The organism is Microcoleus sp. AT3-D2 (genome assembly GCF_036705715.1).
Lineage (GTDB): Bacteria > Cyanobacteriota > Cyanobacteriia > Cyanobacteriales > Microcoleaceae > Microcoleus.
The window spans coordinates 12,413-30,545 of record NZ_JAUBVE010000081.1 but is presented as its reverse complement, the minus strand read 5'-3'; the positions used below and the strand labels follow the sequence as shown (position 1 = coordinate 30,545).

Here is an 18,133-nt window from a genome sequence, read left to right as displayed (position 1 = left end):
GCTCGCGAACTAATTTGGCAGAATTTTGGGATTTCGACTCAAAAATCGCTGCTGACACAGTTAAATTTATTCACACCGACCTACTAATTGTTGTGAAACCCTTGAATTTTTGTTAAAAAGATGTTACAATATGTTAAGCGCGTCTAAGACTATAATACATAAATAACCCAATTTTGATCCATGCTTAATTCCAACTTGCCCGAATCAGAATTGCTCAAAGCGTTACTGGAACCGCTGTTAGAGGATTTCAATTACTGGTTCGATCGATCGGCAAAGCTCTTAGAAACTGAGGAAATTTCCTTTCTCAGCGACGAAGATCAATCTGACTTGCTGGCGCGAGTCAAACAGTCTCAGCAAGAAGTAGGCTCGGCTAAAGCTCTATTTCAAGCAACCGGAGGTCAAGTTGGGATTGAAACAGCAGCACTGATGCCGTGGCACAGACTGCTCGCCGAATGCTGGCAAGTATCGGCGCGCTTTCGCTCATTGCAGTCAGCTCCCCCTGGAAAATAAGGAAGCGAGTTCAAGTTAAACTTGCAGTCAAATCCCCAACCTTGGGAAATGTGGCGGCCAACTTGACAACCTCAAACAGATTTCCAGTTAATAAGTTATTACTTGCTGAAACACTTTTGTAAATTGCTGTGTGGCTGTTTAGCCCGGAGGAGAAAATAATGTTGCACCTGCTTTATATTTTAGCTTTTACCGTTCTAGCCTTTCTGGCAGTCGGTAACTTAATCCGCAGTCTAGTCACCGTAGGTATGGAGTCCCAGCGCCCTCAACAATTCAGGGCAAATAATCACTACGCATCCTATCCTCGCTCTCAATCTGTACCGCATCCAGAACTTTTAGACGAACACGGAAACGTTGTCAATGAGCCGCTGTTAGTGATGCGTTCGCTGACTGTGCAAGACGCCCGCGAACAATTAGATGCTCTCTACAAATCATCTCCGGGCGGCAACGACGAAGGGGGCGAACTAGCCTGATACAACCACAGCCACAGCATTTATACTCAGGCGCGATGCCTCAAAAAAATATAGGACTTACAAGCTAGGTGTCAGAAGCCCGGTTTATTCATAGATGGTGGGTAAAAACCGGGTTTCTTGGGATCAGTCGTCAAAATAATTGGTCGTTAGTTTTTAACTAATGGCTAATTATTTGCGCTTTTTTAAAGTTTAATTACCGATTAACCAGATCGATCGCCAAAAAGCGATAATTATGGCACTGATATCCAATAGAGCGAGGATAGTTTGACACTCAAGTACAGGGAAACTAGGAATCTGGGCGGGCACGGCGGAGCGAAGTTGGGCGAACACCGGGGTACCCCAGGAGAGCGAAACCGATTTCTTTGTACTTTACTTACCAAGTGCTGTAAATCTATCAGATACTGAAGAAGGAGCGCTCTAAACCTCCTATCGATCCTGTTTTGTCATCGGCAAAAATGCACGTTTAAGGCTAGATGATCGTCCCTATTTCGCTACTGGCAGAACTTCTGCAAGCTTTGCCCCAACTGCGGGCACAAATTTATTTCAAATCTTCCATGACAGCCTTGTCTCACGCGATGGAAGACTTAGTTTTGGCGGGTTCCGACGACGAACCCCTAGTCATTGCAAGCTTTCAGCGAGAGCGCTTCTATCGCCAGGAAGCTCACCGCTACCGGCGAATTGCCTCACGCTCGTCTCAGGTATACGTGCTGGCAGCACCGGAAACTGACTTTAAAAATGCTTCGGAGTGTCACGAAACTGTGGCGTTTGCACCGGATGACGGATTAAGTAAAGAGTGGCACTTAGTGGTGCTGGGGCAAAACTACTCAACTTGCCTGATTTGTCAAGAAAAAATTGTGCCCATCGACAACCAGGACGATCGCGGGCCACTGTTGATGGATCAAGCTCGCAGATTTGAAGGAATTTGGACGTTCGATCGCGAGGTAAGCTCCAAAGCTGCCGCATTGTTGCTCGATAGAATTGTCAATTATCGCCCGGAATTGGCCGAAAAGATTGATCGAGCCCGAACTACTTACAAGCTCAAAACACCGAAAAAAACGCGGAAATCCGCCGCTTCCAAAGCGACCAAACCCGACATAAGTAGGGGGAAAAACTCAAAAATTCCCAATCCCAAATTGAGCGATGCTTTTACCGAACGCTTAGTAACCTACTTGCAAGCAGGCCAGCACAAACTGCTTAAAGCATACGCCGCCATCGCCGCCCAGGAACGCAAAGAACGCCTCGTAAACTTAATTACAACGGCAATGCGGCAGTCTCTAAACCCACAAGAAATCGTCGAAGTCGCAGTTCAAGAACTGGGCACTGCCCTGTCGGCAAGCCGATGTTTGATTTATCGGTGCAAGGCCACAGATGTGGCGGTCAAAATCGATCGCGAGTTTTTGGGACCCGGCGCTAGTTCCATGCTGGATCAGACTTGGCTGTTGCAGGAAAATCAAATATGGAGCGACGCGGTGGGGCGGCAAGAGCGAGTTTACATCCAAGACACAGCACAACACCCGTTGATTGTCAATACACAATTCCTGGAAAAAACTGTAAAAAATTGGCAAATTGTCTCTTGGTTAATGGTGCCAGTGCTTTATCAGGGGCGGGTTTTGGGAATGGTGGAAATGCACCAGTGTCGATCGACTTTGCCTTGGGAAGAAGACGAAATTGCTTTAGTAGAGGCGATCGCCACCCAACTCGGAGCCGCCTTAATTCAAGCAGAAACCTACGCTCATTTAGAAGAACTCAACCAACAATTAGAAGCATTAGACCGCACTCGCAGCAATCTAATTGCCATCACCGGACACGAACTCCGCACCCCACTTTCTACGATTCAAGTGTGTTTGGAAAGTTTGAACTCCGAACCAGATATGCCCCCAGAATTGCGGCAAATCATGTTAGAAACTGCCCTTGGTGATGCCGATAGAATGCGGAAACTCGTGCAGGATTTCTTGACTCTTTCTCACTTAGAAAGCGGGCGAGTTCAATGGAATGTAGAATCGCTGACGCTGCAAGAATGCGTTGATTTAGCCCTCAGCAGCGTGCGATCGCGCACGGTCGATCGACAGTTACCGGAAATTATCGCCGAAGTGTCCGCAGAATTGCCTTTAGTGCAAGCTGACGGAGAGTGGTTAGTGGAGGTGCTCTCCAAACTGCTAGACAACGCTTGCAAATTCACCACACCTCAAGGAAGCGTGACAGTGCAAGCGAAATACAACGGTTCTCAGATGGTGGAAGTGCTCGTAGCCGATACGGGGAGGGGAATAGAGGCGAACAGTTTAAAAGTAGTGTTCGATCGATTTTATCAAGAAGAAGGAGCTTTGCGCCGCAGTGCCGGCGGTACCGGTTTGGGATTGGCAATTTGCAAGCAGATTGTTGCTGGCTGGGGCGGTAAAATTTGGGTAGATTCCGCAGGAAAAGACCGAGGAAGTGAATTTCACTTTACTATTCCCACTGTTTAGACTCAATTGATACAGCGTATTCCTGGTTTATGAATTACACCGCGCAAAACCTGGTTTCTCTTTACAGTTCTCGCATCCTTACTGATTCTGTTGCTCGAAACCCGGTTGATCGCGATCTACATCTACATGAAACATAGTGTAAAAAACCGGGTTTCTGGGAGTCTGATCGCGCAAGAATCGATCGAGTTATATCAAATCCGCGCTTCATCGTCGGACGTAAAGCCGAATCAAGCTGCCAACAAATAATTCGCGCAATTTTGATTTTTTTGACCCTTCCTTCAACAGTCAACAGTCAACAGTCAACAGTCAACAGTCAACAATGGTGAGGAGTGCAACTGAAATCGATATTAATTGATTGACCCAGATGCGATAGCACAGAAAAGTTTTCACTGCAGAACCAGGCTCCGCTGCTACACCCTCTCCCACCCTGTGATATCGGCCTTAAAGGTGAGGTGGCCACGCGGTGTTCAGCTTTAAAATAGAAAGTATCAAAGCAGATTCAGGATGCGCTTACTGTCTTAAACCCGGTTTGGCGACAGAATATCTAGGGAGGCTGCCGAAAATTAATACCAGTTTAAAATAAGAATCCAACTGTAGGTACGCTGCAAACCCCGATAGTAATCAGTCATGCCGAATCTAAAATCTAAAATCTAAAATCTAAAATGGTATAAGTCTCTTGTCCACAAGTCGTGAGATGGTAAAAGGCGCTCGAATCTGTTGAGGCACTGCCGACGCCAGTGTTGATTCGTGAAAAGTTGAAAATGCAAATGTTTCGCCCGGAAAAACTTTTTTTCCAGAAGAATACTCAAACCTAGAGGGGAGGAAAATCGATTATGTCACCTACAACCCAGATGAAATCTACTCAACCTATGGCCAACAAGCCACAACTACAATTAGGTTCTGAAGGTAAAGCGGTATTGGAACTCGAACAACTGCTAACAAAGTTGCAACTTTATCGGCATCCTGCTAAAGGAATTTTTGACAAAGCAGTTGAATTTTCTGTGAAACTGTTTCAGTTTCGGGTTTTCTTGTCGCCGGACGGTATTGTCGGGCCGCTGACTTGGCAGGCGCTTTATACTGCCGCTCCAGTTAATATGCCGGTACTCAAATTCGGCAGTTCTGGGGAAGCAGTCGCTACTGTTCAGGAAGTTCTCAAACTTTCCCAGCATTATGACGGTAAAATTGACGGCGACTTTGCTACTTTGACGGATAAAGCTGTTCGCGCATTTCAAAAAAGCTTTGGGATTGAGGCCGACGGAATTGTCAATCAAGAAACTTGGACTGCTTTGAGCAAAATTCCGCGCGGCTATGACCCTAATTCGTTCTTGACTTAGGGTTGCGCGGTAAATTGTTCGATCGTGTGTGGGGAGAAATGGGGGGAATGTGCGATTATTCGGGTGCCCCACAAGCACCAGAATAATTGCTGTTTTTTTTGGATTATTTTTTCGGAATTCGTGCTGCCTAATTTAGTTTTCTAAGTTTGGTGGAAATTACCAATTATCAATTATCAATTATTAATTACTAATTATCAGAAGAGATCGATCGCCAAAAAACTGTTAACTTTCCTTACAATTTCTACAGCCGTGTCGCCTCATGATGATACGATGCCGTAAAAATCCTTTGGATATGTTTATGGCAGAAGAACTCACTGGACAACCCCCTCTTTTCGGCGGCAGCACAGGCGGCTTGCTGACCAAGGCGCTAGTTGAAGAGAAGTACGCTATCACTTGGACTAGCCCCAAGGAGCAGGTGTTTGAAATGCCTACGGGTGGCGCTGCGATTATGCGTCAAGGCGACAACTTGCTGCATCTGCCCCGGAAGGAGCAGTGCATCGCTTTGGGCGGCCAGCAACTGCGGGCTAAATTCAAAATCACGAACTACAAAATTTACCGCGTGTTTCCAGACGGTACTACTGAGTACCTGCATCCCAAGGATGGCGTGTTCCCTGAGAAGGTGAACGAAGGTCGTCCCTACAACGGTAAGATTGACCGCAATATTGGCAGCAATCCAAATCCGGCTAAGCTGAAGTTCAGCGGTAAGAAGACTTTCGACCCTTAGACCATGACTGCATGGCTGAGCAAAACATAGGTAATCTTCCCTGTAAGGCTCAGCTTGTAAACTTGTTTTTGCAGTAGTATTCTGACGCGGGAGGCTTAGCCCGCAGCGCCAAAATACTACTGCAAACTTCTAATCTTATTAAAAGTTAATAGTTAAATTAAAAATGAATGTCGTAATCAGGCGAGCGCAGCCTTCTGATATCGATGTTTGCGCTGGCATTACTTATGAAGCTTTTAAAGATATTTCCGATCGCCATCAATTCCCTACAGATTTTCCAACGCTGGATTTTGCAACCGAAATAACGGGCTTGCTAATCGAGAGTCCGGTATTTTTTGGGATCGTAGCCGAGAGTGAGGGTGCGGTTGTCGGCTGCGGGTTTATGGACGAACGCAACCCGATTCGCGGTATTGGGCCCGTCAGTGTCGATCGAACTTTTCAAGGCCGCGGCACGGGACGCGAAATCATGAAAGCTTTGCTGGAACGGGGACAGGACGCTGTGGGTATCCGTTTGGTTCAGGAATCTTTTAATATGGCGTCGCTGTCGCTGTACGCTTCCTTGGGTTTTGAGGTGAAGGAACCTTTCGTGTTAATGGAAGGGAAGTTTCGCAGCCAGCCGCAGCATGGGTTTGAGGTGCGGCCGCTGGCTAGTGAGGATGTTGGTGAATGTGCGGCTTTGTGCAAGAAATTATACAGGTGCGATCGAACTAGCGATATTGAGTACGCCCTGAATTTCTTTTCTCCTTGGGTTGCTTGCAAACAAGGTCAGATTGTGGCTTATACTTGTGCGGTGTCGGCTTTGGGCCACAGCGTCGCGGAAACTGAAGCCGATATGCAGGCTTTGCTCTTGGGGGCTGCTGCGTACAGTTCCGATCAATTGCTGGCTTTTCACTTGCCGCTGAGGTACGCAAGTTTGTTTCGTTGGTGCTTGCAAGAGGGGCTGCGCGCCCTCAAGCCGATGGCGGTGATGGCAGTTGGCGAGTATCAGTCGCCGGAGGGATGTTGGTTTCCGTCTTTCGTTTATTGAACCCAAGACGGTTAGGACGCTTTTAATCGCTGAAATCCTAGGATTGCATTTTCCCTCTTCCTGAAATCCGTTACATCCGTTACATCCGTTACAGAATCCGTTGCCGAACTTCCTTCTTCCTTCTGATATATATGATATTTCCCGATTTCTCACAATTCTCGGAACTGGCGAAACAAGGCAATTTTGTACCCGTGTATCAAGAATGGGTTGCTGATTTGGATACGCCGGTGTCTGCGTGGTATCGGGTTTGTGCCGGTCAACCTTACAGTTTTCTGCTGGAGTCGGTCGAAGGTGGGGAAAAACTTGGGCGTTATAGTTTCTTAGGGTGCGATCCGTTGTGGATTTTGGAGGCAAGGGGATCTCGCACAACTCAAGTTTACCGTGACGGTTCCGAAAAAGTATTTACGGGCGATCCGTTTGTAGCTTTAACTGAATGTTTGCAGTCTTATCAACCGGTGAAATTGCCGCAGTTGCCGGCGGGAATTGGCGGGCTATTCGGTTTTTGGGGTTACGAGCTAATTAAGTGGATAGAACCGCGAGTTCCCGTGCATCCAGCAAGCGAGAATGATTTGCCGGATGGATTGTGGATGCAGGTTGATAATTTGCTGATTTTCGACCAGGTGAAGCGGAAAATTTGGGCTGTAGCCTATGCGGATTTGCGGGAGGTTGGCGTTGATTTGGCCGATGCTTATCAGCAAGCGTGCGATCGCGTTGGCAAGTTAGTTCAGAAGCTGCAATCGCCGCTTTCCCGGCAATCTACTCTTATAGAATGGACTCCTCCCAATAACGGGCAAGATTCCCGTTCCACAACCGGAAATACAGAATTGGCTTACACTAGCAATATTACCCGTGAAAAGTATTGTGCCAATGTCTTAAAAGCGAAGGATTATATCAAAGCCGGAGATATTTTTCAAGTAGTTATTTCGCAGCGACTAGAGGCTGAATACAGTGGCGATTCTTTTGCACTTTACCGCTCTTTGCGTCTCATAAATCCTTCTCCTTACATGGCTTATTTTCATTTCGGAGATTGGCAGATTATCGGTTCGAGTCCCGAAATTATGGTGAAGGCGGAAAATACTGCTGATGGCAAAAAGATTGCAACTTTGCGACCGATTGCCGGCACTCGCCGCCGGGGTAAAACTCCTCAAGAAGATGATGCTTTGGCTGCTGAATTGCTGCAAGATCCCAAGGAAATTGCGGAACACGTCATGTTAGTTGATTTGGGCAGGAACGATTTAGGAAGAGTTTGCCGAAACGGTACTGTAAAAGTTGACGAATTAATGGAAATTGAGCGTTATTCTCACGTCATGCACATTGTGAGCAATGTGGTGGGAGAATTGGCTGAGGATAAGACAGCTTGGGATTTGTTGAAAGCTGGTTTTCCTGCGGGTACGGTTAGCGGTGCTCCGAAGATTCGGGCGATGGAGATTGTGCACGAGTTGGAAGGTTGTCGCCGGGGGCCGTATTCTGGGGTTTATGGGTATTATGATTTTGAGGGGCAATTGAATAGTGCGATCGCCATTCGGACTATGGTTGTTCGCTCTCAAGGAGGCGATAAACATTCGGTTTCTGTGCAAGCAGGTGCTGGTTTGGTGGCAGATTCTAACCCGGATATGGAATATGAGGAAACTCTCAATAAAGCCAGGGGAATGTTGGAGGCAATTCGCTGTTTGAAATAGTGAGGCGGAGCCTCTGGATCTGTGTTACCAGGCAGAGCCTGGTAACAAGAAAACAGCAGTAATTATTGCATTATTGTCCAATTTACCTAAGCCCCTAATATTCGAGCGACCGAAACTGCAACATCAGGAAAGGCCAGCGGATTAATATTACCCTGAGTCAGAGTTTGTCTCGATTGATATCCTTCATTGGTAGGCTCTCGAAATACTATTAATTCCCTAGTTCGCAAATTGACAACCCAATACTCAGAAATGTCGGCTTCCGCATAAATCTTGCTCTTGATTCCCAAGTCTTTGCTCAGAGTATGATCCGAGTATTCTATCAGCCAAAAGATGTTTTCTGGATAGGGATGATGTTCTCGGTAATCTTGTCCCAAACGTTGAATTACAGCGATATCGGGTTGTGGCTCGGAGTTGCTTGGTGGCAAGATAATCGGTTTACCTTGGCGGATTTTAGCCCGATCACCCAGCAAATAAATTAGGTACTCTCCAGCCTCATCGCTAGAGTAAGCATGAGATTCTCCTTCGGGAGCCATTTCAATTATTTCTCCACCTATTAATTCAACGTTTCGCCCTTCCAGAATGCCGGCTGCAATGATGCGGTGGTAGTCTGCAACCGTCCATTTTACAGTCGTGACGCTCACGGCGATTACTCCTATGTTTTTATTGTTATTTTAACGGCTGTCTTGCGATCGATGTAAAATATCAGTTATTGACTTTTACTAAAGGCATAATTATGAATTTTTATATAGTTGACGTGTTTGCGGAGTCAAAATATGCTGGCAACCAGCTAGCTGTATTTTGCGGTGCTGAAGTTGCCGAACTATCTGAGGCCCAAATGCTGCTGATAGCGAGGGAAATCAATTATTCAGAAACTACGTTTATTCGATCGCCCGATCCGCGAGATGGCGGCTATGACGTGCGGATATTCACGCCCAAGAAGGAATTACCCTTTGCGGGTCATCCGACTTTGGGCACTGCGTTTGTGTTGCAGCAAGAGATTATTCGCGAAAAGGTCGATCGAGTAATTCTCAATCTAGCCGTCGGTCAAATTCCAGTTACTTTTAATTATCACAATGAATCGGCAGATATTTTGTGGATGCGACAAAACCCGCCTAGTTTTGGTCAAGTTTTATCAGCCGAAACTCTGGCAAATGTCCTGAATTTAGAACCCGATGAAATTGATTCCAACTTCCCAATTCAAGAAGTTTCTACGGGAGTACCGTTTATAATTGTACCCTTAAAAACTCTCGCCTCGCTCAAAAAAGCTCAAGTCAACTTAGATAAATATTTTGAGCTAGTTGATACAATGGAAGCGAAAGAAATTTTGATATTTTGCCCAGAAACCTACAGCGACCTTAATGATTTAAGCGTGCGAGTTTTTGCCCATTCATTAGGAATTCCAGAAGATCCAGCGACAGGCAGTGCTAACGGCTGTTTGGCGGGATATTTGGTAGAACATGATTATTATGGGGAAGCAAAGATTGATGTCAGAGTTGAGCAGGGTTATGAAATCGCTCGACCTTCTTTGCTGTTGTTACAAGCCGCCAAAAATGAAGGGGAAATAGAAGTTTTGGTTGGTGGTAAGGTGGTGATGGTTGCTAAGGGAGAATTTGTGTAGAATATTTAATGGCAAATTATTAGTCGCAGATGCAGACACCTAGATTTAGATGCTTATTTGGCGATCGAGATGTTACAATTTTGCTAATATGAGGTAGCTCATATTCATTGATTCCCGTGATTGTTAGGCTAAAAGAGTCATCCATACCAGAGACTTTCCAATGCTGCAAACATTTTCGCGGACTTTAAATGTATCCCCTGACGCTTCAGAAGCCCTGCTTTCACTGCCCTTAACCAGCTTGCTCGATTCACCGGAATTCAATCAATTATTAGGAAGTCTCGATACTGCTTTACTCAAAGAAACTTTGCCAACTGCTGGAACTGTTTTAGCTCAAAAGTTGCCGCCTTTTTACGACTGGTTGCAAACAGAACTAGGAATTAAAAACGTCCCTGAAAGTCCAGATCATACTACGAAATGGGTAGTCGGTTTTTTGAAGAATCAAGAAAGTTTAACTCGTTTAGTTGATCTGCACAAATCAATTCCTAGACAGGCATTAGAACGAGCGATCCCTCGTTTAGTTAGCGCCTTTGATGAGGTTCAACCCACCGCTGTAAAGCAAGAATGGGAAAAAGCGATCGCAGCACTTTGTTTGGTTCTCGCCGTCGCAGCGCGGGAAAACCAGCCATCTGCGACTTGAAGCAATTCTGTCTTAGTTTAAACAAAGCGCTTTTTTCGGAAAATTTGCAATTGAGTACGATCGATCTGAACGACTACCGGCCGCCGCTTGTTCAGGACGATCGCATTGTGTCTATTTAGCAGAAGCCACTGAGCCAATATTGCCACAATCGCGCGTCTTTTGAGAAACTTGCCTTCAAAACGGGCGATTCGGACGATCGCCTCTTCGATTTTATAACAACAGTTGTTGCCTTTTGGGGAAATCACAAAAATCGTTCCCGGTATGTAATCCCCTTCATTTGCCCAGAAAGCATACCTTTCGCCTAAAGTAAAATAGTGAAAAACATTCTTAGCCGTGGAAGTTTTAGCTAACTTTTCCGAAACGCCCAAAGAATTAAAAATTACAGTGGATCTAATATAATCCGGGTATTTTGCTGCTATTTGCTGAGCAACTTTGCCGCCCAAACTTTCTCCGATGACATCCGGCGGATTCCCGCTGTGAAATTGCTGCTTTATCCAATCAATAGCACCCGCAGTTTGCGCCGATTTTAACTGGCGTTCTAGTTTGGCCATAAATACATCGGGCGTATCTTCCAAAACGCGCTCGAAAGGATACCAAGAACCGTATCCGCGAATCACTAAAACAGGCGGGTTATTGCCAGGAATGGGGAGGCGACTTTCAGCATAAAAACCCGTCCGAGAGTCTTCAAACACTTTTTCTATGATATAATTTCCATCAATAACTTGCCCTGACTCGTGCCGAATGTAAATTGAAGGATTATTGGGTTTAAAAGTATCGTGCAGTTGGGGTTTGGCAAACTTTTCATACAGGGAATCTAGCAAGTGCCTTCCCGTTTGGCGATCGACAAAATCCAATCCTGTTCCTTTCATTATCTGGTAGCCGCCGATTTTACCAACAATATTTAATAAGTACAAAAAATCTACATAAACTCGCCCCCGCACAACAGATAACCCACATCAAATTTTACTTATATCAAAGGCTAAAAATGTACATCGGGATTTACCGTTGGGCGAGGCGGGTTTTATAGATTGTCAATGATTGGCAAATATTGTCTGTGAAACCCGCCCCTACCACATCTGCCAAATGTACATCGGGATTTATCGTTGGGCGAGGGCGGGTTTTAGATATTGTCAATTATTAGCAAATATTGTATGTGAAACCCGCCCCTAGCAAATCATTTTTACAAAACTCGCAACGTGCTAGCAACACTATCGACTGCTTCCATCGCTCGAATTTCATCGAGTGCTTGTTGAAAATTTCCTTCCCTAACATCGTGAGTCACGACGACAATTTCTGCTAAATCGCCGTGAATTCCCGTCTGCACAACTGATTCCAAACTAACTTTGTGGTTGCCGAAACAAGTACCGAGTTTGCCAATTACCCCCGGAGTATCGCGCGTCAGAAAACGGGCATAAAAGCGAGTAACAAGTTCCTGCATCGGAGCAATTTTGCAGTAGTGTTGGTGACTGCAACTCAGCAAAGGATGAGGAGTCGGAACAGCTTGGCTTTTCAGGATGGCGGCCACATTTATAATGTCGGATACTACGGCGCTAGCTGTGGGGCCCGCACCGGCGCCCCGCCCGTACAGCATCAATTGCCCGATCGGCTCTCCTTCGACTAAAATTGCATTGTAAACTCCGTTAACACTCGCCAGCGGATGAGTTTTCGGCACAAAAGTAGGATGCACTCGAATTGACAGCAGTTCGCTTTCTGCCTCAGCTTGCTTGCCATTGTAGCGGGAGGTTTCTTGAGCAATAGCCAACAATTTAATCACAAATCCCAGCTTGTCGGCGTAGTCAATATCAGCCGCACTAACTTTTCTGATACCTTCGCAGTGAACATCTGCTAATTTGATGCGTCCGCCAAAAGCTAGCGAGGCTAAAATAGCAATTTTATCGGCCGCATCTAATCCATCTACATCTGCTGTGGGGTCAGCTTCAGCATAACCTAATTGCTGAGCGTCGGCGAGCACTTCGGCAAAGTCTGCACCTTCTGTTTGCATCCGCGTCAGGATGTAATTAGTTGTGCCGTTGACGATGCCGGTGACAGTTTGAATGCGGTTTGCACCTAAAGATTGTTTGAGGGTTTGAATGACCGGAATGCCGCCGCCGACAGCAGCTTCTAGCATTACGTAAACGCCTTTTTTGTTGGCGGCCTCGAAGATTTCATTCCCGTAGCGGGCGATAACTGCTTTGTTGGCAGTGACGACGTGCTTGCCGCTGGCAATAGCTTGCAGAATGAGCGATCGCGCCGGTTCCAATCCGCCAATCAATTCTACTACAATATCAATTTCCGGGTCAGTTGCGATCGCTTCTAGGTCAGTTGTCAGCACATTTTCTGGCAATTGTAAAGACCGAGTTCGAGAAATATCGCGCACTCCCACCCGATAGATTTCCAATTCCTGCAACAGCGGATGGCGGCCATCTGGGGAGAGCAAAATCTCTGCTGTTCCCGCGCCAACTGTACCCAAACCTAACAAACCAATTTTGAAAGCCACGACTTTGACCCGTTGAAACTCAATTAACCTACAATCATTGTATGCTAATCAAGCAATTTGTCATTTAAGTAAGCTTAATATCCAGATCCCCGACTTCTTTAAGAAGTCGGGGATCTAATTTGAGATGACAATTCACAGTTCTGAATCCATGTCTATCCCCATTTCTCGGAGTCGCTGGGCCAATCTTTCTGCCCGCTGGCGTTCTGCATTAACTTGGTGTTCTAGTTCCTGATTTTGCTGTTCTAGTTCCTGATTTTGCTGTTCTAGTTCCTGATTTTGCTGTTCTAGCTGCTGTCGCTGTGCTTCTTCTTCTCGAATTAAATCTTCTACTAGCGGCGGAGATAGCACTTGATTCACCGATAAAATAAATTCAGCGAACTGTACACAATGAACTTGCTGTCCCGGCAAAAATTCCTGATGAGAATAACTGCCTTCATTTTCCGGGCGACTGCATACTCGTATTTTCGGTTGATTTGGGTCTACAATCCAATATTCAGGGATATCAATTAAGTCATATTCTGCGCGTTTACGGATGTAGTCGTCCCGCCAATTTTGACTGGTAACTTCTATAACTAACAGCGGTTTTTCTTCAAAGTCCAAGACTGCGGAACCAGGTTGGGCACAGACTTGTTCCCAAAGACTATGAGTGCAAATCACAACATCAGGAACGCGCGCAGAGTTTTCCTCGGTTCGGACTGCGGTAGTGACAACTGCAACTAGCGGTAGGTTGTGTGCTGCAAAGAAGCGCCGGAACTGGTAAACCAAAAATTCACATATTTTGATATGTATAGCTGTCGGTGTTGGCATTTCAATGATATGTCCCCGATATAATTCATAACAAACACCTGATTCTCCCTGGTAGTCCAGATACTCTTTAAAGGTCAGTTGTTGGGTAGGAATTAGGATCATGTCAGTCATCTCCCTTTTTCGGTGAGCTTACTGTATATTGTACACTTTTTGTGGGTCGTTCAAGCTTTTCCAAACTAAAAACTTTTTAAAACAATTGTAGGGCGAGCAAAGCCCACCCTACAAATCAGATTAAATCAGGTAACACATTAATAAGTTTCAACGTGCCAACGGTGTTCTTTCTTCAACTGTTTCTGATAGCCAGCCCAGTCAACACCGTGCTTGCCAGCCGCCGCCGACATTCCCTCATCAATTCCGCCTTCCATACCCTTCAAACCGCAGATATAAGTGTGAGTATTCGGCTTTTGAACCAATTCCCACAATTGGTCTGCGTTCTCTTGAATCCGGTTTTGAATGTACATCTTGCCGCCGTCAACATTTTTTTGCTCGCGGCTGATGGCATAAGTCAAGCGGAAATTATCGGGGAACTCGCGCTGCAATTGCTCCAACTCTTCCTTATAGAGAATGTTGGGAGTGTAAGCAACTCCAAAGAACAACCAAGCTAAACCTCTGAATTTGTAACCGGGATTGTTTTCTTTAAACATCCGCCACAAATAAGCCCGGAAAGGAGCAATACCCGTACCGGTACCCATCATAATCACGGTGGCTTCCTCGTCGTCGGGCAACAGCATTTCCTTGCCTACGGGGCCGGTGATTTTGACATCATCTCCAGGTTGCAAACCGGTGAGAAAAGTCGAACAAACACCAAAGACTTTTTCACCGGTTTCTGGGCTTTTGTACTCTAGACGGCGGACGCACAGAGAGACTGTTTTGTCGTCTAAATCGTCTCCGTGACGGGTGGAGGCGATCGAATACAGCCGAATTTTGTGAGGTTTGCCGTTTTTATCCGTCCCATCGGGAATAATCCCGATACTTTGACCTTCGAGATAGTGTAACTTGCCTCCAGAAATGTCAAATTTGACGTGACGGACTGTACCCTCGCCGCCTTCTCTGACCAATTCTTCTGTAGAAATGCACTTACCAATATAGGGATTGGCCGGCTTGTAGAGGTTAACAGGAACCTGAACTTTTTCCTTGGCTTGAGTCATGGGCTTAGTTTTTTCTCCAGATTTCTGACTCTGTAGCCCTGCTTCTGGTGCGACTTTGCCGTTTGTTTCGGGAGCGCTGTTTGAGGGGCGAATGCTGACAATTTTGCCACCCATCCGAGCAATCCGGCGCATTTCCTGATTCATGCGCTCGTAGGGCACGGAGATAAATACGCTGCCACTACGGCGAATCGGGTTACTTGTTTGGTCAGTTGCTTGGCTCTGACGCATACCCTCCACTTCGTAAACAAAGATGCGGCTGCCTGATTCTGAGTTTGCCGCAACACCAGATATGCTTGGGCTGTACATTTGTTGCTTGTCCTTCACGATACAGAGTTATAAAGAAAGAGAATGTGACGTTAGACTCAATTTACTTTTTTCTTAAGGCCATCGGGACTAATTGGCCGCGCCAATTTTTGGGCCTCGCCACGCCGGCGGGAGTGTTGAAGTTGCGATCGCTCGCGTATCAAATCCCTACTAGCCGAACGCCGCGCTCACCGAGCCCGCTTTGCGTTCGGCTGTTGACCTATAGCTATTGTTGTCTGCGTACTGCCAATATTTTACCCGATCGGGGGATCTGCCCCGATAAGTCATTGTGATTTGGGGAGCGCCCCACCAGAGAAAGGAAAATTCGAGCAGTTTAATGAGGCTGAGCTTGTAGGGGGCGAACGCATTCTGGTAAGATTAACCACTAAAGTTAGTATTAATTACTTGCCTTGAAGATTGCTTGGGTCTGCCCGGGCAGGCAGTCAACTCACTGCTGTATGCTGGTGAGAACTCGATCCTCTCGGGGTAGCACAGCAGCACAAAGCCTGCTTGCGGCTACCTGCGGGCAGAAATTTTGTGGAATCTAGACTTGAGTTAGTTAGTAAACAGTGATTTTGTTAGAGGGAAACTATGACCAGTAAGCCGGATCGCGTGGTTTTAATTGGCGTTGCCGGAGATTCCGGATGCGGAAAATCTACTTTTTTACGCCGATTGACAGATTTGTTCGGGGAAGATTTCGTTACTGTAATCTGCCTTGATGACTATCATTGTCTCGATCGCAAGCAGCGCAAGGAAACAGGGATTACAGCCCTTGACCCCAGAGCCAACAATTTTGACCTGATGGCTGAGCAAATGAAGGCTCTCAAAGAAGGTCGGGCGATCGACAAGCCGATTTACAACCACGAAACTGGTCTGCTCGATCCTCCTGAGCGGGTAGAGCCGAATCATGTGATTGTGATTGAGGGGCTGCATCCCCTGTACGACGAGCGAGTTCGATCGCTCATCGACTTCAGCGTCTACCTCGACATCAGCGACGAGGTAAAAATTGCTTGGAAAATCCAGCGCGACATGGCGGAACGGGGCCACCGTTACGAAGACGTGCTGTTTGCGATCAATGCTCGCAAACCGGACTTTACCGCCTACATCGACCCGCAAAAGCAATATGCTGATGTGGTAATTCAAGTGTTACCGACCAACTTGATCAAAGATGACAAGGAGCGGAAAGTTCTGCGTGTGCAGATGATCCAGCGCGAAGGCATCGCCAATTTTGAGCCTGCGTATTTGTTTGACGAAGGTTCAACAATTAACTGGGTTCCTTGCGGCCGCAAGCTGACTTGTTCCTATCCCGGAATTAAGATGTACTACGGGCCTGATGCTTTCTACGGTCACGAAGTCTCGATTTTGGAAGTAGATGGTCAATTCGAGAATCTCGAAGAAGTTATTTACATCGAAAGCCATTTGAGCAAGACTTCTGCGAAGTATGAAGGCGAGTTAACTCACCTGTTACTCCAGCACCGCGAATATCCTGGTTCCAACAATGGAACTGGTTTGTTCCAAGTGTTAGTCGGATTGAAGATGCGGGCGACTTACGAGAAGTTGACTGCGAAGGAAGCGAAAGTGGCTATGAGTGTTTAGAACGCAGACATGAAAGATTTGAGAGGCGCAATTGCGCCTCTTTTTTTGTGGAGAAATGAACCGCAGAGGGCGCAGAGGGCGCAGAGAAGAGTTAGGGGAGGGTGTGTGGAAGTAGAGAGGTTAAGAAGGTTTTTCCGGCTTCATTGAGGTCGCTATCTAGGGAAAAAGTTAGACTGCGAACTCGGATATCGTCATTTTTTATATCTAGTGGCTGTTTGAGGTTTTGCGGGTAGATGAGAATTGCATTTTGGCACTTTAAGGCATTGGCGTAAGCAACTATTTGATGAATGTCATTATTGGCTACTTTATCGGGAGCTTTGTATTTTGTATCGAGGACGTATTGGACTTTTTTTGTTTGACTATCGCGTATAATTAAGTCAATCTTATCGAAATAATTTGTGTCATGTTCAACTCGGTGTTGGGGTTCGACCTCAAAGGCTTTTGATGTATTTGCTTTGAGCCATTCAGCGACAAATTGTTCATATAAATTAGCCATGTCTATGAGAAAAGGGAGCATTTCGCGATCGCCTGTTTCGTGACTCGGCCCTGTGTTATCTAAAAAAAATCGACATAAGGCGTGTAAAAGTTGATAATCTTCATTCAAACGGTGATAATTTCTATCAATACAAGCTTCTGATTTAAAAGGTTTTAATGTAACAAATCCTTGGAGTGCGTGAAAGGCTTTTCGCACAGTGGATGAAACAGATTCACCGCACAAACCGCTGCGGCCAATTATGAAGAGTGTCCAAGCCAGAATTTGATTATCTTCGATGTCGCCTGTTTGTTCGTTATAGTGGCATTTTAGTTTAACATCCCAAGGTTTTTGTAGGGCTGACCGCAAATCTACGCGGCCGCGAATGTAGGCGAGTCTTTCTGTTTTGGATAAGTAATCGCGATATAATCCTTTGCGACAGCGTTCTAGGATTTTATGGGCAAGAATGTTAGCTAATTTCTCGTAACTTTGTTCTAATGATTGGCACTGAATCGATCCTTGGGGAAATTTTATCTTAAGGTTGTAGGCATAGTCAAGCATTCCGAAGAGGTTGTTTATGGGAACCTTGGGGCGGATGGCGATGTGAAATTCTGGAGTGATGGGAATGTTGCCAACTCTGCCTTTAGATTTTAAGTGCCATTGATATTTTGTTTTAAAGTTGGGAAATTCTATCTCGATTTCCTTGGCATAATTATGGTATATTTTCTGTCCTACTGATTCGGGGATTGAGTCTTGTTCAAAAATTGCTAATTGATATTCTGTAAGTTCGATAATTCGTCTGGATTCTGGTTTCATAATTGTGGTGGATGCAGTAACGCCACGGTATTGGCG

The 18,133-nt window shown here is 45.9% G+C and carries 16 protein-coding genes; 10 read left to right on the top strand and 6 right to left on the bottom strand.

What is annotated here, in order from left to right; all coding sequences use genetic code 11:
* Window positions 1-180: 180 nt before the first annotated feature.
* The 7 genes from QUB44_RS25710 to trpE all read left to right on the top strand — a co-directional run bounded on the left by QUB44_RS25710 (window position 181) and on the right by trpE (window position 8,203).
* On the top strand, window positions 181-510 hold the full coding sequence (locus QUB44_RS25710) for a DUF2605 domain-containing protein (RefSeq protein WP_333371952.1): 330 nt from the start codon (window positions 181-183) through the stop codon (window positions 508-510).
* 158 nt (window positions 511-668) lie between these two features.
* Window positions 669-980 (top strand): DUF2973 domain-containing protein, encoded by a 312-nt coding sequence (locus QUB44_RS25705; protein ID WP_333068140.1) that lies wholly within the window; start codon window positions 669-671, stop codon window positions 978-980.
* Window positions 981-1,453: 473 nt separating this feature from the next.
* The gene (locus QUB44_RS25700) at window positions 1,454-3,442 is read left to right on the top strand and encodes a DICT sensory domain-containing protein (protein ID WP_333371950.1); all 1,989 of its coding nucleotides are present in this window, start codon (window positions 1,454-1,456) and stop codon (window positions 3,440-3,442) included.
* A gap of 833 nt (window positions 3,443-4,275) precedes the next feature.
* Complete coding sequence (locus tag QUB44_RS25695) at window positions 4,276-4,776, top strand: peptidoglycan-binding protein (RefSeq protein WP_333371948.1); 501 nt, start codon at window positions 4,276-4,278, stop codon at window positions 4,774-4,776.
* Between the two features lie 298 nt (window positions 4,777-5,074).
* Complete coding sequence (locus QUB44_RS25690) at window positions 5,075-5,500, top strand: photosystem I reaction center subunit II PsaD (protein ID WP_333160170.1); 426 nt, start codon at window positions 5,075-5,077, stop codon at window positions 5,498-5,500.
* A 163-nt stretch (window positions 5,501-5,663) separates the two neighbouring features.
* Window positions 5,664-6,524, top strand: coding sequence for a GNAT family N-acetyltransferase (locus QUB44_RS25685; protein WP_333371946.1), 861 nt, complete (start codon window positions 5,664-5,666; stop codon window positions 6,522-6,524).
* Window positions 6,525-6,655: 131 nt separating this feature from the next.
* On the top strand, window positions 6,656-8,203 hold the full coding sequence (gene trpE, locus QUB44_RS25680; protein ID WP_333160087.1) for an anthranilate synthase component I: 1,548 nt from the start codon (window positions 6,656-6,658) through the stop codon (window positions 8,201-8,203).
* Window positions 8,204-8,289: 86 nt separating this feature from the next.
* Here trpE and QUB44_RS25675 read toward each other — a convergent pair whose 3' ends face one another.
* Window positions 8,290-8,844 carry a Uma2 family endonuclease gene (locus tag QUB44_RS25675; RefSeq protein ID WP_333371944.1) on the bottom strand — a complete coding sequence of 185 codons (555 nt, stop codon included), beginning with the start codon at window positions 8,842-8,844 and terminating at the stop codon, window positions 8,290-8,292.
* A 92-nt stretch (window positions 8,845-8,936) separates the two neighbouring features.
* On the opposite strand from QUB44_RS25675, the gene QUB44_RS25670 reads away from it, so the two are divergent.
* Entirely contained in the window at window positions 8,937-9,821 is an 885-nt protein-coding gene (locus QUB44_RS25670; RefSeq protein WP_333371942.1) for a PhzF family phenazine biosynthesis protein, read from the top strand.
* A gap of 160 nt (window positions 9,822-9,981) precedes the next feature.
* Entirely contained in the window at window positions 9,982-10,458 is a 477-nt protein-coding gene (locus QUB44_RS25665; RefSeq protein ID WP_333160081.1) for a hypothetical protein, read from the top strand.
* Between the two features lie 17 nt (window positions 10,459-10,475).
* Here QUB44_RS25665 and QUB44_RS25660 read toward each other — a convergent pair whose 3' ends face one another.
* The 4 genes from QUB44_RS25660 to petH all read right to left on the bottom strand — a co-directional run bounded on the left by QUB44_RS25660 (window position 10,476) and on the right by petH (window position 15,216).
* On the bottom strand, window positions 10,476-11,372 hold the full coding sequence (locus QUB44_RS25660; RefSeq protein WP_333371940.1) for a hypothetical protein: 897 nt from the start codon (window positions 11,370-11,372) through the stop codon (window positions 10,476-10,478).
* 266 nt (window positions 11,373-11,638) lie between these two features.
* Window positions 11,639-12,955, bottom strand: a complete 1,317-nt coding sequence (locus tag QUB44_RS25655; RefSeq protein WP_333371938.1) for a homoserine dehydrogenase — start codon at window positions 12,953-12,955, stop codon at window positions 11,639-11,641.
* 132 nt (window positions 12,956-13,087) lie between these two features.
* Window positions 13,088-13,873: a Uma2 family endonuclease gene (locus tag QUB44_RS25650; protein ID WP_333371936.1), complete on the bottom strand. Its 786-nt coding sequence runs from the start codon at window positions 13,871-13,873 to the stop codon at window positions 13,088-13,090.
* Window positions 13,874-14,010: 137 nt separating this feature from the next.
* Window positions 14,011-15,216 carry a ferredoxin--NADP reductase gene (petH, locus tag QUB44_RS25645; protein WP_333371934.1) on the bottom strand — a complete coding sequence of 402 codons (1,206 nt, stop codon included), beginning with the start codon at window positions 15,214-15,216 and terminating at the stop codon, window positions 14,011-14,013.
* Window positions 15,217-15,804: 588 nt separating this feature from the next.
* Between petH and QUB44_RS25640 the strand changes: the two genes are divergently transcribed.
* Window positions 15,805-16,809 (top strand): phosphoribulokinase, encoded by a 1,005-nt coding sequence (locus tag QUB44_RS25640; RefSeq protein WP_333165098.1) that lies wholly within the window; start codon window positions 15,805-15,807, stop codon window positions 16,807-16,809.
* A gap of 91 nt (window positions 16,810-16,900) precedes the next feature.
* On the opposite strand, the gene QUB44_RS25635 is transcribed toward QUB44_RS25640, so the two are convergent.
* Window positions 16,901-18,097, bottom strand: coding sequence for a 5-methylcytosine restriction system specificity protein McrC (locus QUB44_RS25635; RefSeq protein WP_333371932.1), 1,197 nt, complete (start codon window positions 18,095-18,097; stop codon window positions 16,901-16,903).
* Window positions 18,098-18,133 lie beyond the last annotated feature (36 nt).